This window comes from Pseudonocardia sp. CA-142604, from assembly GCF_050948475.1.
Taxonomy (GTDB): domain Bacteria; phylum Actinomycetota; class Actinomycetes; order Mycobacteriales; family Pseudonocardiaceae; genus Pseudonocardia; species Pseudonocardia alaniniphila.
On the sequence record NZ_CP192045.1, the window covers coordinates 1,726,485 to 1,741,009 of the forward strand.

Annotated in this window: 12 protein-coding genes; 5 read left to right on the forward strand and 7 right to left on the reverse strand. The window is 67.9% G+C overall.

Translation table 11 applies throughout. The features are described 5' to 3' along the window. The first annotated feature begins 414 nt into the window (after positions 1–414). A complete protein-coding gene (locus ACQPZQ_RS07895; RefSeq protein ID WP_433293558.1) occupies positions 415–738 on the forward strand; it encodes a hypothetical protein in 324 nt (107 codons plus the stop codon). A 26-nt stretch (positions 739–764) separates the two neighbouring features. Here ACQPZQ_RS07895 and ACQPZQ_RS07900 read toward each other — a convergent pair whose 3' ends face one another. The 4 genes from ACQPZQ_RS07900 to ACQPZQ_RS07915 all read right to left on the reverse strand — a co-directional run bounded on the left by ACQPZQ_RS07900 (position 765) and on the right by ACQPZQ_RS07915 (position 6,210). Beyond that, positions 765–1,676 (reverse strand): LLM class flavin-dependent oxidoreductase, encoded by a 912-nt coding sequence (locus ACQPZQ_RS07900; protein ID WP_433293560.1) that lies wholly within the window; start codon positions 1,674–1,676, stop codon positions 765–767. A 104-nt stretch (positions 1,677–1,780) separates the two neighbouring features. Further along, positions 1,781–2,599 carry a polysaccharide lyase family 7 protein gene (locus ACQPZQ_RS07905; RefSeq protein WP_433293563.1) on the reverse strand — a complete coding sequence of 273 codons (819 nt, stop codon included), beginning with the start codon at positions 2,597–2,599 and terminating at the stop codon, positions 1,781–1,783. 372 nt (positions 2,600–2,971) lie between these two features. Further along, positions 2,972–4,306 (reverse strand): right-handed parallel beta-helix repeat-containing protein, encoded by a 1,335-nt coding sequence (locus ACQPZQ_RS07910; protein WP_433299064.1) that lies wholly within the window; start codon positions 4,304–4,306, stop codon positions 2,972–2,974. Then, the gene (locus ACQPZQ_RS07915) at positions 4,306–6,210 is read right to left on the reverse strand and encodes a right-handed parallel beta-helix repeat-containing protein (protein WP_433293565.1); all 1,905 of its coding nucleotides are present in this window, start codon (positions 6,208–6,210) and stop codon (positions 4,306–4,308) included. Before ACQPZQ_RS07915 ends, ACQPZQ_RS07910 begins: the two co-directional genes overlap by 1 nt. A 1-nt stretch (position 6,211) precedes the next feature. Between ACQPZQ_RS07915 and ACQPZQ_RS07920 the strand changes: the two genes are divergently transcribed. Then, positions 6,212–6,490 carry a hypothetical protein gene (locus ACQPZQ_RS07920; RefSeq protein ID WP_433293567.1) on the forward strand — a complete coding sequence of 93 codons (279 nt, stop codon included), beginning with the start codon at positions 6,212–6,214 and terminating at the stop codon, positions 6,488–6,490. Positions 6,491–6,791: 301 nt separating this feature from the next. On the opposite strand, the gene ACQPZQ_RS07925 is transcribed toward ACQPZQ_RS07920, so the two are convergent. Together ACQPZQ_RS07925 and ACQPZQ_RS07930 are read right to left on the reverse strand one after the other, a co-directional pair. Further along, positions 6,792–8,003: a glycosyltransferase gene (locus ACQPZQ_RS07925; RefSeq protein ID WP_433293569.1), complete on the reverse strand. Its 1,212-nt coding sequence runs from the start codon at positions 8,001–8,003 to the stop codon at positions 6,792–6,794. Further along, a complete protein-coding gene (locus tag ACQPZQ_RS07930) occupies positions 8,000–8,917 on the reverse strand; it encodes a 2-dehydropantoate 2-reductase N-terminal domain-containing protein (RefSeq protein ID WP_433293571.1) in 918 nt (305 codons plus the stop codon). Before ACQPZQ_RS07930 ends, ACQPZQ_RS07925 begins: the two co-directional genes overlap by 4 nt. A 1,294-nt stretch (positions 8,918–10,211) precedes the next feature. Between ACQPZQ_RS07930 and ACQPZQ_RS07935 the strand changes: the two genes are divergently transcribed. Further along, on the forward strand, positions 10,212–11,060 hold the full coding sequence (locus tag ACQPZQ_RS07935) for an MBL fold metallo-hydrolase (protein ID WP_433293573.1): 849 nt from the start codon (positions 10,212–10,214) through the stop codon (positions 11,058–11,060). A gap of 20 nt (positions 11,061–11,080) precedes the next feature. On the opposite strand, the gene ACQPZQ_RS07940 is transcribed toward ACQPZQ_RS07935, so the two are convergent. After that, positions 11,081–11,830: an SDR family NAD(P)-dependent oxidoreductase gene (locus ACQPZQ_RS07940; protein ID WP_433293575.1), complete on the reverse strand. Its 750-nt coding sequence runs from the start codon at positions 11,828–11,830 to the stop codon at positions 11,081–11,083. A gap of 441 nt (positions 11,831–12,271) precedes the next feature. On the opposite strand from ACQPZQ_RS07940, the gene ACQPZQ_RS07945 reads away from it, so the two are divergent. Together ACQPZQ_RS07945 and ACQPZQ_RS07950 are read left to right on the forward strand one after the other, a co-directional pair. After that, positions 12,272–12,886 carry an MSMEG_1061 family FMN-dependent PPOX-type flavoprotein gene (locus ACQPZQ_RS07945; RefSeq protein WP_433293577.1) on the forward strand — a complete coding sequence of 205 codons (615 nt, stop codon included), beginning with the start codon at positions 12,272–12,274 and terminating at the stop codon, positions 12,884–12,886. A gap of 44 nt (positions 12,887–12,930) precedes the next feature. Further along, positions 12,931–14,436 carry an amidohydrolase gene (locus ACQPZQ_RS07950; RefSeq protein ID WP_433293579.1) on the forward strand — a complete coding sequence of 502 codons (1,506 nt, stop codon included), beginning with the start codon at positions 12,931–12,933 and terminating at the stop codon, positions 14,434–14,436. The last annotated feature ends 89 nt before the right edge of the window (positions 14,437–14,525 follow it).

Genomic DNA, 14,525 nt, shown 5'->3' on the forward strand with positions numbered 1-14,525 from the left:
CCGTCGTCGTCGGCTGGGCCCGCGGGCTCGATGCCGGCGCGCAAGGGCGGGTGACGGCTGCCCGTCTCGAACACGCCTCGCTCGGTCGGGCGGCCATGATCGCACCGCTCGCGCCGCGGTTGATCAGTTCAGGAGTCGCGTGCTTCGCGGGGCGCGACGTTGTGACCGCGGTTGGCCGGTTGTCCCGGGATTGGCAGGCGAAGAACTCATGGTGGTCCGGGTCGTATTGTCATGGCGTCCGGAGGACGCCGCGGGTGACCTACGGATTCCGTGAATTTCCCCGGTGCGGTCGACCGCCTGTTCCGCCATCAGAACCTGTGGGGTGGATCGGCCCGCCGAAATGAATTGACCCGAAGTGCGGCTGACGTGAAAGGCCGGCGTAGGGTTCTGGCCGGAGCCGGGTCGGAGGAGTGAATGACTGTCGACGAACTGTTCGTGCGTCAGCCGATGACGTGGGGGTTACGGGGCGACCCCCGGGTATGGGAAGAGATGCGGAAGCGATTGTGTGGGAGAGAGCTTCCGGCAGACTTCTTCGCCGCTCGGCGCCTTTTCGAGAAGACTTTCGCCGAGATCGTCGGTATCGACCTGAAGGGAACGGTGGGGGAGGGCGACAACGTGTACCGGAAGGAGCTGTCAACCGGGTCGGGCATCAGCGACGGAACCGTCTCGCTGCATTTCTGGAAGTTCACCGGGCTGCCGATCCTGGTCGATCGCTGGGCTGCGGCCGTCGGCGAGTAATGACCTGCTGGGCAGGTCCTGACGCGCTACCGCTGTGGAGATCCCCTGCCTATCAGCGCACGTGCGGCCGGCACGACCTCGCTCGCAAACAGTTCGATCTGTTCGATCGATTGGTGCTCGGGCCAGAACACGAACCCGGTGAACGGCTGTTCCATGGCGAGACGTGCGATCTCGGAGGCCCACTGTTCCGCGTCGGCTCGCAGCGGCGCAGCGCCGGTGCGAAGCGTCGTGGTGCCCGGGACGCCGCCGATCGTCCCGACGATCTGAGCGATCCGGCGCAGGTCTGCTGGGTTGCGGCCGGCCTGCCGTGCGGCGTCATCGATGAGCCTGTTCGCCGCCGCCCACTGTTCGTACGGCTTGTACATCGCCAGGGGAGCGGCCCAGCCGTCGGCGATTCTCCCGGTGAGCGCGAGGGCGCGTGGGCCTTGCGCCCCGGTCCAGATCTCGATCGGATGTGCGGGCGCCGGCCCGGAATGTGTGCCTGAGATCGAGTAGTAGCGGCCGGCGTGATGGATCGGCTTGTCGTCGCCACGCCAGAGCGCCCGGATGATCGTGATCGCTTCTTCGAGGGCGACGTTGGCTTCGCCGGGCGTCAGTCTCGGAGCGCCCATTGCGGTGATGGCGTCCCAGTAGCCTCCTGCGCCGAGTGCCAGTTCGAACCGGCCACCAGATGCGAGATCGAGCGTCGCGGCGGACTTGGCGAGCATGGCTGGGGAGCGCAGAGGCAGGTTTGCCACGTCGGGGAAGACGGCGATGTTCTCCGTCGCAGCGAGCAGGACGCCCGCGAGGGTGAAGGTGCCGACGAAGTCGGCGATGTAGGGGTGGTCCTGGATTCCCACCAGGTCGAGTCGCAGCGCGTCGGCTGCGGCGGCGAGCTCGCGGTGGGCCCCGATGTCCGTCGTGGGCTGCAAGGAGAAGCCGAACGTCAGATCCTGCACGGAGTGACCTCCCTGGTCTCGGCTGGTGCGCCGGGGTCCACTCTAGTCATGAAGATTGACGATCACAGAGAATGACGATCTGGCGCGTCCTTCCGGGCGTCAGCTCACATGGTGTGTTCGACGTGCAGCGAGTAGATGACGACCTGACCCTCGGCGTCGGGGCTGTCGCCCTTGTCGGGGTTGGACAGGACGTAGGCCCCGGCCTTGAAGTACCACCCCGAGCCACTCATCGGGATGTCGGCGGCGAGGTTGCCGTTGTAGAAGATCTGGATGTGGCTGTCGGCTGCGACGATCTTGAGGTCGTACGGGGTGCCGAGCTTGTATGCGGGATCGATGGTGATCCTTGTGGAGTCCCTGCCGTACTCGGCGACGAGACGCTCACCGTTGAGCCGGATCAGCACGACGTCGTTCTTGGCGTCGTGGATCTGGGCGCCCACCACCTGTGGCTTGTTCGGGGGCAGCTTGGTGAAGGCTTCGCGGACGGTGAGTGTGTGGGTGCCGCTGGTGTTCGACCAGCTGGCCATGTCCTGGCCGGACATCTCGCGAAGTTCGGAGCGCGGGTACTCGCTGCCCTTCGTGGTCGCGCCGCCGGCGTCAGCGGTGAAGACCACGCCGTCCTTGGCGTCGTCGAGGTGTAACGCCGGTCCGCTGTACGTGGCGAGCTCCGGCTGGTGGACCAGGTCGGGGTCGCCGTCGTCCCCGGTGGGCAACGTGAGGTACCAGTTCGAGAGGTCGATGAGATCGGCCGGGTACTGCGCGCTCGGCTTGGGCGTCCCGCCCGGCTCCGGGGGCGCCGCGGTCGAGGTGGTGCCCGGCGGCGGCGGTGGTGGCTCGGAAGGACCGCCGCACGCGGTGGCGATCAGCAGCAGTGCCAGCGCCGCGGTCATCGGCAGTATCCGGCGCGCGAACACCTTCTCACTCACGTGGGCACGTCCCGGTCGTGACGCGGGAACGGAACGCTGTTTGCTGTGCGCCCTCATCGGTCGGCTCCTTCCGGGCATCGGTCGCGGGCCGTCCCGTCGAGCCGGCCATGTGAGCACAGCGTCGGGTCGGTCCGTCGGCGATGGGCGGCGGATGTCGTGTCCGGTACGAGCCGGCAATGGCTACGTCAGGTGCGTCCGGTGCCGACAGTGCTGCTTCTCGTGCTCCTCACTGGAGTAACGAGCTACGGGCGCCACTGGTTTCAATCGACTGATGATCGTCCACACCAGTTCTACCGATTGTTCGTCCCGGACGGGACCGGTGGCGCTTCTCGCGACACTTCGGGTATCAGCGCGCCGGAGCACCCCGCGGGACTATTCAGGCGCGTCCTTGATGTCGTTCTCCTGGTTGTCGAAGACGCTGTTGTCTTGCGTGGGACCGGTGGCGGTGCCCTTCAGCAGGATGCCGGTGCGGTTCTGGACGATGGTGTTCTTCGAGAGGGCGAAGCCGCCCTCGGAGTCGACGTACAGGCCGTAGCGGACGTTCCCCCCGATCACGTTGTCGCTCACGGTGGTGTGCGCGGAGTCGGTGACCAGCCGGATGCCGTCCTGTTGGTTGCCGCGGACCTGGTTCTGATCGAGCATGTTGTCGTCTCCGAGTGAGACGCCGACGCCGCTGCCGTGGTTGTCGTAGACGCGGTTGCCGCGAACGATGTTCTTCGACGATTCGTTGATGTTGATGCCCTGGTCGGCGTTGCCGAACGATTCGTTTCCTTCGACGACGTTCCGGTCGGAGTTGAGATAGAGCACTATCCCGTGGTCTGCGTTGTTGTAGACCACGTTGTTGCGGATCACGCTGTCCGTGCAGTCCTGGGCCAGGATGATCCCGTGTTTCCCGTTGTCATGCACCGTGTTCCCCTCGATGCGTAGATCATGGGAGTTCGTGTGCGGGTCGATGGCGTACAGCTGGTTGTCGTAGAACTCGTTGTTCTGCACCACGAGGCCGCTGACCTCGAAGGTGTAGAGCCCGTAGTACAGGTTGGAGACGACGCTGTCGGTGATCCCGCCACCGGTGCCCGGCGTTCGCCAGGACAGCCCGTACGACTCGACCTCGCCGTAGCCCAGGAAACGCAGCTCGGAGTGGTCGATCGTCATCTGCGAACCGTCGCGTGCGAGCAGGAAGCTGCGGCCGTCGGTGTTGTCGGTGTCGGCGCGGTTCTGCGCCGCGTTCCAGGAGGTGACGCAGGAACCGCTGATGTCGAGGCCGCCGCCGAGGGCCCTGACGGACACGAAACCGGCAGGGTCGCTGGACAGCTTCAGCCAGTGGACGGCCGGCGCAGCGATTCGCAGCGAAGCGCCGGCGAGCACCTGGATGTTCGCCCCGAGCAGCCACTCACCGGGAGCGACCTCCTGCAGTGCTTTCGGTCTGTTCACCGCCGCGCTCAGCGCGGGAAGCGTGACGGCCTCTCCGTGAGTGAGAGTGATCGTGTTCATGGCGCTGTCGTAACTGGCATCGAGGCCGACCGGCGCGTCTCGGCTGGCCAGAGCCGCCACCGGGGCTGGTTTGCTACAGGGCCGGGCCGGATCGACCGCCGCCGTTGCCGGGACGTGCCGAGGGACCAGAGGCTCCGGTAGGGGCCTGCCACAGGCGCTGCCCAGCAGGGCGAACGCAGCCACGACGAGCACCACACGGGCCGCGGTCTTGATCATCACGAGAGATCCCTGCGGTCGGTGTCGTTCAGGGTGACCACTCCGGCTGTTCCGGCCGTCGCGGTCATGGGCACAGATCCTGATGCGACCCGCGTCCGCTGCGGGTCCTGCCGGCGAGCCCTGTGGGCTCCGCCCTGGGACTGGGGGCGCCCGGTCGGTGGTCCGGGCCGGTATCGAGGCCGGAAGCCGGTGACACGCCGTTGGCGTATGGCGTGCACCAGCTCCAACGCGATGGCCAGCAGGATCACGGGCACTCCGATCGCCCCGAGCAGGTTGAGGGGCGGCAGGCTGAGGTCGTTGACCCCCTGCTGCCCGACCACGCCGCGTATCGCCTCGAGCGCGTGCACGCGAGAGTTGCTCAGCACCACGGAACTGCCGGTGGAGGCGTTCACCCCGACGTCCTCCGCATCGATGCTGACCCTGTCGGCGTGGACGGAGCCGGTCGGTCGTGCGGCGATTCCCTGGGTGGATTCGATGGATGTGCCGGAGATGCTCGTGGCTGCGGCGACGTCGATGCCCGTGCTGCCACCGACGATTCGGCCTCCCGTGATCCGGGTGTTCGGGCTGAAGGTACGGACCCCGTCGGACACGACGTCGTTCACCGACATGTCGGTCACGACGACTCCGCTCGTGCCCTCCGCCATGACGATCCCGTCGTGTCCGCGGTTGACCACGATGCCCGTCACCGCGACATCGCTCGCGCCACGTTCGACACGCACACCGGTGCGGCAGTCGTTGATCTGCACGCCGTCGAGCTGGACCTGGTGCCCGCCGACCGCGATGCCCGCGACCCTGGTGCCGGTGAACGTGGACTCCCGCACCTCGAGGCCGTGCGTGGTCTTCTCGATCACCATGCCGCGGAGGCCACCGGTGGTGTGCATCCGGTCGATCACCGTGCCGGTGCTGTTGACGTTGGTGAAAACGCCGATGGGTTCGTCGGTTGCGGTGAAGTCGGTGACGTTGGTGTCGGCCGACTGGCTGATGCGCAGCCCTCCGCTCTGGTCGGCGGCGGTCGTGATCCCGTTGATCCGCGCGCCGTTCTGCTTGTCGACGGCTACCCCGTAGTCGCCGTTGCCCGTTGTCGAGACTCCGGTGATCGGCCGGTTCGAGTTCACCCCGGTGACGTCCACCCCGCTCCCGGCGTTGCCCGTCGCGCGGATACCGCTCATCGTCGTGCCGCGGTCACCCCGGAGGACGATCCCGTCCTCTGCCGAGTCGCTCGCGGTGACGTCCTGGAGACGCACGTTCAGCGATTGGGAGAGTTCGAGGCCGATGCTGTTGCGGGTCAGCGTGGTGCGGGTCAGGAAGCCGCTGCTGTTCGGGTTGAACAGCACGCCGGCCTGGCCGTCGTCGGCCCCCGCCGGCAGCGTGCCGAGGTCGCTGATCGTGACGTCGGTACTCTCGAGCCTGCCGTTCGACGAGACCACGATGACCGGTCGACCGGCCGCCGAGGGAGGCAGGGCCGCCTGGGACCTGGGGTCCGCGGAGGTGACCGTGATGCCGCGCAGGATGAGCCGGCCGCCACCGGTGTAGAGCGAGGCGGCGTCGGGCTGCGTCGCTCCGCCGACCAGCCTCAGTGTTCGCACGTCGCCGCCGGAGTCCAGCAGGGCGCCTGGCGTCAGTACCACGGCGGCGTTGAGCGTCGCCGTGGTACCGGCGACCGTCAACCACGAGCTGGGCAGGTACCGATCGAGATCCATGACATCGGCGCGTCCGAAAAACGGTTCTCTGCTGAGGAGTTGCCCGTCGACCACCAGGTCGACGCTCGTGGGCCGGAGGATGGCCATCCGGTGCGGCCGGTCGTGAGACTCCCACGATGCCCGGGCCTGGCCGGCGGCCGCTGCGAGATCAGCTGCTCTCTCGGCTGCCTGGGCCTGGGCGCTCTCCTGGGGCGGCGGGGCCACGGTGGGAGAGGGCTCCGGCGCGGGTGCTGCCGATTCGCGGGGTGCCGAGATCGAGGGGGGTGCCGGGGCCGGCTGCGCGCCCGCGTCCGGTGAGGTGGGGACCGACGGCTCTGCGGGAACGGCCGGCGCGGGGACCGCCGCCCCGTCGTTCGTCGGTATCGAGGGTGTCGTCGCGGAGGGTGCCGGTAGCGACGGTGTCGCTGCGGAGGGAACCGGCAGGGCGGGTTCCGACGCGGTGGCGGTCGGTGCGGAGGGGTCCGGCGTCTGGGTGGGCTGCTGAGTCTGACGTGGACCACGCGGTCCCTGCGGGATCGCGTCCTGCCGGGGTGGTCGGCGGCGAGGCCTCAGCTGCCGCGACGGATCGAACCCACGTCCTGGTCTCGCGGTGGATTCCGGTTCTGCCGATTCCGTGCCGGGCGTGTCCGCTGCCGCCGACATCGCCGCAGCCTCGGCTGCCGGCACCACGGCAGCCGACGAGGCCACGGCCGCCGCACCGGGCGTTGCCACCAGGGCGAGCAGCGCGGCGATCGCGCAGCAGGAGAGCAGTGGGCCGGCCCGGTGCCGGCTCGGTCGGGTACTTGTCATGCGGGTATCCCCTGCGCAGTTGACCCTGGTTGCTCAGTGCGGACGACCTCGCCGTTCTCGACGGCCACCTGCCGGGTCAGCCAGCGCTGCCGGCGGATGGTGAACAGGGCCTGCAGCTTGATCAAGGCCATGATCCACGAGACGAACACGTACCCCGGGATGAAGAAGAACGAGGACGGCCGACGGCGCAGGTGAGGCAGCAGCTTCGCCGACCGGCTGATCTGCCACCAGAGCGCCAGTACGGCGGCGAACACCCAGTTCCTGTGCACCAGCGAGTGGATCATGAACGCGGGTCCGAGCAGCAGGGTGAAGCTGCTGACGCCCTTGTCGATCATCGTGTAGGCGAGGAAGGGGCGTCGCCACACCCAGCGTCGCGACAGTGCGCGCAGGTCGGAACGCCAGGTGTTGCGTGCCCACCGCAGCCGCTGGCGGAGGAAGATCCGCCAGCGGCTGGGGAAGGTCGACCAGACCTCGGCCGTCCGTTGCATGTACGTGAGATGGCCGCGTTCCAGGATGAGCGTCGTCAGGCGCTTGTCGTCGCCCGACAGACACGGGACGCCCCAGAACGTCTCGTGCATGAACTCGTCCTCGATCTCGAGCAGCAGCGCGCGGCGGTAGATCGCGGTGCGCCCGGACAGGCACGACACTGCCCGTCCGAGCAGGGTCTGGCTGGCGTTCTCGTCGAAGTACCGGTGATCGAGGAACATGTCGGTGATGCGGGCCAGGAAGCCCGTGGACCCGTAGACGTTCTGCCGGGTCCCGACGCCTCCGATCCGGGGGTCCGCGAACGGCTTGCACACCTCGTCCGCGACGTCCGGGGCCCAGATCGTGTCGGAGTCGACGAGGGCGACCAGCTCGGTGTCGGCCGCTCGCCATCCCCGCCGCAACGCGTCCCGTTTTCCCGGTACGTCAGTGATCAGCACCCGCACCGGGTAGCGGGCGGCGACCTCCTGGCAGTCCTCGTCGGAGACGTCGATGACGAGGATGACGGCGACCCTGTTCGCCAGCCAGGACTCGATCGCCGTGGCGAATACCTCCGGATCCTCCTGGTACACCGGCACGACCACGGTGATCGGCAGTCTGTGGTCGTTCATCACGGGCTTGTACAGCACCGCCGGGATGCGCCGCACGAGCCAGCATGCCCACCGGACCAGACCGAGTACGCCGAGCGGCGTGCCCAGCACGTAGTAGTAGAACGGGAGCGTCATGCCGTCGGGATGCCGGACGCTGCTTTCCCGGCGGCTTCGACCTCCTGCTTGACCACGCTTTCGAGCCGATTGTTCGTCTCGACCACGGCTCGCAGCAGTGGCATATCGACGCCGATCGCATCAGAATATCCGAGGAATCCGCAGGTGTCCTTGGGCAGGCAAACCCCGCCGTAGGGGGCGCCGCCGCGGATTCCGTACTGCGGGTTTATCGAACCTTCGGCGGACCTTGCGACCGTGGCCGCGATCGGGTCGAGATCGAGGCCGATCTGCTGGGCGATGAGCCACATCTCATTCCAAAAACTGATCTTCGTTGCGTTGAAGATGTTGTGCGCGCATTTGATGAACTCGGCTTCGGCCGGGTCGGAGAATGTGCGCATCTCTCCGCCGAATGGTTCGAGCAGCCCTCGCAGCTGGGCAACGGCTTGCGGGTCCCGGCTGGCGATCACCGTCATCCACGGGTGGCTGAAGTCCTCGGCCGCGGAGACCGCGCGCAGGAACTCCGGATTCGAGGCCAGGCGGAACCCCTCACCGGCGGTCATGCCGGAGTTCTCCTCTAGCACCGGCCGCACCAATCCTTCGGTGGTTCCCGGGGACACCGTCGACCGCACGACGACGGTGTGCTGGGCGCTCGACCCGGCCAGGGCTCGACCGACGGCCGCGGAACCCGCCGTGAAAGCTCCCAGGTCGTAGCGCCACCCGACGTTCGGCGTGGGCAGCGTCAGGAAAATGAAGGAGTCCGGCTCGGAGCTCAGGTCCAGCTCCGTCCGTGCGTCCAAACCCTGGGCTTGCAGGTGACGTACGCGTGGCATGGAGATGTCTATGAAGGTCACTGTGTTACCGGCGGCCAGGAGTCCTGTGCCTGTCGCTGTTCCGACGACGCCGGAACCAACGATGAATACCCTCGATGGCTGCATTAGCACGCCTCTCGCTCGGCACCGTGATCGATCACTTGGGAGTGTGATTCTGCGGACCGGGTCTAAGAGGTCGCACACCGGTCTCGGGTCGCGGACGGGTGCCGATCGATCGAACCGCGCAGCGCCTAGATCGTTTCTTCCCAGGTCAGAGGCCTCGCGTGGCTGCCGCCCTTGGCGGAGCGCCATCTCGTGATGACGAGGGGTATATGACTGGCCAAAGTCAAGAGTGATCAACGCCATCCTAATTGGCGATCATTGCATGATGAGAATGTTTCAGATCGCCAAGTTAATTGTTCCGGCCGCCCCCTTTGTCGTAGATTTTGTCCCATTCCCGACGCCTTCGCTGTCCGGAGTATTCCTCCTGCGCTCGGCTGCACCCTGCGCGTCGTGCGGAAAAGGTGATCTGTCCATGATCGTATGGCGGGCCATGAGATGTGCCGGATATCCACCCCGGATCCGGCGGCCGGTCGGCCCGGGCGGAGGTCGGGACGCGACTGCGCCGGGTCGGCCGGATGGCAGGGGGAGCGTCCACGCGGGCAGGCCCACAGCCTGGGGCGACACGATCCGGCGCCGGTCATCGGCTGCTCGCGCGCACCGGAGATGTGGCCGAGGCCGAGGTCGGTGAGACCTGTAGGCCGCCGGCTCAACCGGCGGATAGCGGGAATTGTCAGTGATCGTGATGGCGGCAGCGGAAATCGACAGCGCCCGCTGCTGTTTGCGGTGCCGTCCCGCACCACTGCGGTATGCGATCCCGGCGACTGCTGTGCGGCATGCCCTCCTTGCGATCGGCCAAGCCGCGGAACAAACGCGCGATAGATGGTCTCGGCAGACACCCGCGGCCCGTGCCCGTCAGGTCGTGCGGGCCGAGAATCGGGTGATCCACAGTGAAGACTACTTGATCTTCGGCCCGCCGTCGCCACGCCGCACGGCATGGCGACCGCCTTCGTGCATCGGCGCCGCGGAACCGCCATACTGTGCGCCCATCACGGCTGTGGCTCCCGTCGGGATTGCAGTTGTCGTGCAGCTCGCGGTGAATGGTCTGAATCGACTTACTGATCTCGTCGACGATCTACTCTTTTGACAGCCGTGCGCACAGACTCCCGGGGATCATGATCCGGTCATCGTCCCGTGTCGGGAACCGCAGCGGTCAGCGCGCTGCGGCGGCCAGATCTGTGTGACGAAGTTTCATTCGGCGCTCGGGATGACATGTGTCACGCGGCAGTGCCGCCACGATCGAGGTAAGTGGTGCACGAACAGCGTCGATCCGGTTGCTGCGTTGGGTAGGTTCGGGCAGATGTTGTGGAATGTCGAGGGCGTCCGGATCACCCGGGTGGTCGAGCACGTGATGCCGTTCCCGGTCGACTTCTTCGCCGAGGCGACACCGGCGCACGTTGCTGCGGAGCCGTGGCTGGTGCCCGACTTCGTCGATTCTCGCGGCTGGTATCTGATGAGTTTTCACACCTTTGTCGTCGAGGCCGGAGGGCGCTGCATCGTCGTCGACACCTGCACCGGCAACTCCAAGGACCGCCCGCTGATCCCGGAGTTCGACCACCAGCGTCGCCCGTTTCTCGCGGACCTTGCTGCGGCCGGCTTCGCCCCGGAGTCCGTCGACATGGTCGTCTGCACGCACCTGCACGTCGATCACGTCGGCTGGAACACCCGTCTCGAGGACGGCAGATGGATTCCGACATTCCCCCGTGCGCGTTACCTGTTCGGAGCCGCCGATATCGACCATTGGTCGAATTCGGAAGATCCCTTGCATGCGTCCGCCTTCGCCGATTCGGTGCAGCCGGTGATCGATGCCGGGCTGGTCGAGCCCGTGGTGGCGGACACGAGGCTCACCGCCGAGGTCCGGATCCGGACATCACCGGGACACACGCCGGGGCACCTGAGCGTGTGGATCGGCGACAGCTGTGTGATCACCGGCGACGTCGTGCACCACCCGATCCAGTGCCGTCATCCGGAGTGGACGGCGAGTGGCGACGTCGACCCGGACGCTGCCCGGGCGACTCGCAGGGAACTGCTGGCCGCAGCGGCGTCGACGAATGCGCTGGTGCTCGGCACGCACTTCGCCGGTACCAGCGCCGGCCGGGTGCTCCTCACCGAGGACGGCTACCGCTTCGCGCCCGAAACCGGCGGCTGACGCTGTGGGGGAGGTCAGGATCAGCGCAGGTGGAGCCCCCCGTTGACGTCCCAGCAGGCGCCGGTGACCGAGGAGGCGTCCCGGCTCGCGAGCAGGACGACGACCTGCGCGACGAAGCCGGGCGAGCCCAGCCGGCCGACCGGGATCGTGGCGATCAGTGACCCCATCCGCTCCGGCGGGACGAGACGGTGCACGACCGGCAGGTCCAGGGGGCCAGGAGCGACAGCGTTGACCGTCACACCGGACGCCGCGAGTTCGCGGGCGAACACTTTGGTCAGTGTGTGGATGCCGCCCTTCGAGGCTGCGTAGTGCGCGCCGGTGGCGGTGCCGCCGTTCTGCCCGGCCAGCGAGCCGATGTTGACGATCCGGCCGTAGCCGTTGTCGGCGAGGTAGCCGCCGAGGATCTGGCAGCCGTTGAAGGTACCGGACAGGTTCACCCCGACGACCGAGTCGAACTCCTCGGCACTGATCTGCATGACCGGCGTCGCCTGAGTGCTGGCGGCGTTGTTGACCACGACGTGCAGCCCGCCCCAGACGGCGACGACGCCGGCCAGGAGATCGTGGAAGGAGGCGCGCTCGCGGACGTCGAGAGCGAACGCGCGCGCCGTGGCATGTGACGGATCGAGGTGGCTCGCGACCTCGGCCGCTTCATCGACGTCGACGTCGGCGAGTGCGACCCGCAGCCCGTGGCCGTGCAGCCGGGCCGCGATCACCGCGCCCAGCCCCCGAGCGGCGCCGGTGACGACGGCGACGTCGCTCTCGGCGGTCACCTCACTGACGTCCTTTCGACGAGAGGCCTGCCCGTACGCGCCTCGACCTTCGCGTAGCGACCGTGCGGGTCGGGTGGCGCGCGCCGACTCGCCCGGACCGTCAGCTCGCCGGGCGCTGGGGCGCCAGAGTAGCCACGCGAACTACGGCGTGCCGATCAGCGATGTGAGCGCGCCGGCGGGTAGCTGTCCTACCAACGCCGTGACGAAACCGGAGCGCAGCCGGACACCGGCCGCGTGCACGACGTCGACGCCGTGGTAGCCGAGGTCCAGGCCGACGCCGTGCAGCTCGGTTGCCGGCCGGGGGGTGGGAGCACGAACGGAGGACAGGCTATCTTTACTTCGCGGTAAGGGCTCATTGACAAACCCATGCCGGTGGGGTGGTCCATCGGGGTCTACTGCACCGTCACGGATAGGCGGACGATCGAGTAAGGACCTGACGAGATGCGCATGATCTGCGGTGAGTCCGAACTCCGCGAGTACGTGCAGGCCCCCTCGGCTGCGATCGCCGACAAGGCGATCGATCACATCGACGACGTCTCCGCGCGGTTCATCGCGGCCAGTCCGCTGTTCATGCTCGCCACCAGCGCGGCTGACGGTTCGTGTGACGTCTCGCCGCGTGGCGACCCTGCCGGCAGCGTGCTCGTACTCGACAGCAGGACGCTGGCCTTCGGCGACCGCAAGGGCAATCGGCGCCTGGACAGCATGCGCAACATCCTCGGTAACCCGGCCGTGGGAATGCTCTTCATCGTGCCCGGGGTCGGCGACACGCTCCGGCTGAACGGCACCGCCCGGGTCGTCGCGGATGCCCCGTACCTTCCCCGGCTGACGGTCTCGGGAGTCACCCCGGACCTCGCGATCGAGGTCACCGTCGACGAGCTGTTCCTGCACTGCACAAAGGCGTTCGCGCGCTCGTTACTCTGGGATCCGGCCACGTGGCCCGCAGCGGACCAGGTTCCCTCGGCCGGGGAGATCGTGCGAGGCCAGCACGGCACTCCCGTGCCTGCCCATGTCATCGACGAGGCGTTGCGCCACGACGCGCGTGTCAACCGCTACTGAACGCATGTGCGCCGACAGGATCTCCTCTCGTGATGATCGAATCGATGTCTGACCACGCCGGAACGGGGCCGGGCGCGCTCGTGCTGCGCTCGGCCCGGGTGGCCGGCCGGATCGTGGACATCACGATCGAGGCGGGGGTCGTGACCGCGATCGGTCCGGAGCTGACCGCATCCCGTGATGCCGAGGTGGTGGCGCTCGACGGCCGGAGCGTCCTGCCCGGGTTGTGGGACAACCACGTGCACTTCGATCAGTGGACGCTGGCGCGCAAGCGACTCGATCTCGGCTCGGCGCGGTCTGCCGACGAGGTGGCAGCGCTGGTGGCCCGGCGGATGCGCACCGATCCGCCGGCACAGGGCGCCGCACTCGTCGGTGTCGGGTTCCGGGATGCGCTCTGGCCCGACGTCCCGCACCGCGACCTGCTCGACCCGGTGACCGGCGGCACGCCGGTCGTTCTCGTCTCCGCTGATCTCCACTGCTGCTGGTTGAACTCTGCCGCCGCGCGGGCGTACGGGTGGGCCACCCATCCCACCGGCGTGCTCCGCGAGACCGACTGGCATCCCATCATGGAAGACACCAGGAAGGTGCCGGCGAGCCAGCTCGATGCCTGGGCGGGTGAGGCCGCGCAGGCGGCATCGGCGCGAGGGGTCGTCGGCGTCATCGATTTCGAGGCACCGTGGCAGCTCGACGCCTGGGCAGGCCGGATCTCCCGCGGATGCACCGCCCTGCGCGTCGTGTCGTCGGTGTGGCCGTCTCATCTCGATCAGGCGATCTCCCGCGGACTGCGCACCGGCGACCCGATACCCGGAACGGCCGGACTCCTCACCATGGGGCCGCTCAAGGTCGTGAGCGACGGGTCCCTCAACACGCGCACCGCCTACTGCCAGGACCCCTATCCAGGACTCGAGGGAACGGCGCACCCGTGCGGCGTTCTGCTCGTCGCGCCCGAGGACCTCGTGCCGCTGCTGCGCAAGGCCGCCGCCGCCGGGATCGACGCCGCGGTGCATGCGATCGGCGACCGGGCGAACACGTTCGCGCTCGATGCCTTCGCCGCCAGCGGCGCACGTGGCCGTATCGAGCACGCCCAGCTGTTGTCCGAACCGGACGTCGCCCGGTTCGCCGAGCTCGGGGTCGTCGCGAGTGTGCAGCCCGAGCACGCCATCGACGATCGTGACGTCGCCGACCGCTATTGGAAGGGGCGGACCAGCCGCGCTTTTCCCTACCGTTCGCTGCGTGATGCCGGCGCCGAGCTCGTGTTCGGATCGGATGCCCCGGTCGCCCCACTCGACCCGTGGGTCAGCATCGCCGCCGCTGTCCGTCGCAGCGCGGACGATCGCCCCAGCTGGCACGGTGAGCAGGAGATCCCCTTCGACGTCGCGCTCGCCGCGTCGGCCGGACCGGACGGTCCGATCCGCGTCGGTAGAAGGGCCGACATGATCGTCACCGAGGACGTCCCCGCAGAACTGGATCCCTCGGCCCTCCGTACCTTGCCGGTGGCGGGGACGATGGTCGGCGGCCGCTGGACCCATCGAGCGGGCCTGGAGTCACCGTGATCCGGTCGGCGGCCTCGCGCCGGGCGTGCGGCGGTGTACTGTATACACGGACGTGATATGATCGTCTTGACAACTTTCGCCTGTCACCA

Excerpts from the sequence above, each read along its gene's own strand:
- ACQPZQ_RS07895 (WP_433293558.1), top strand. The coding sequence starts at position 415 with ATGACTGTCGACGAACTGTTCGTGCGTCAGCCGATGACGTGGGGGTTA.
- ACQPZQ_RS07910 (WP_433299064.1), bottom strand. The coding sequence starts at position 4,306 with ATGATCAAGACCGCGGCCCGTGTGGTGCTCGTCGTGGCTGCGTTCGCC.
- ACQPZQ_RS07925 (WP_433293569.1), bottom strand. The coding sequence starts at position 8,003 with ATGACGCTCCCGTTCTACTACTACGTGCTGGGCACGCCGCTCGGCGTA.
- ACQPZQ_RS07930 (WP_433293571.1), bottom strand. The coding sequence starts at position 8,917 with ATGCAGCCATCGAGGGTATTCATCGTTGGTTCCGGCGTCGTCGGAACA.
- ACQPZQ_RS07935 (WP_433293573.1), top strand. The coding sequence starts at position 10,212 with ATGTTGTGGAATGTCGAGGGCGTCCGGATCACCCGGGTGGTCGAGCAC.
- ACQPZQ_RS07945 (WP_433293577.1), top strand. The coding sequence starts at position 12,272 with ATGCGCATGATCTGCGGTGAGTCCGAACTCCGCGAGTACGTGCAGGCC.
- ACQPZQ_RS07950 (WP_433293579.1), top strand. The coding sequence starts at position 12,931 with ATGTCTGACCACGCCGGAACGGGGCCGGGCGCGCTCGTGCTGCGCTCG.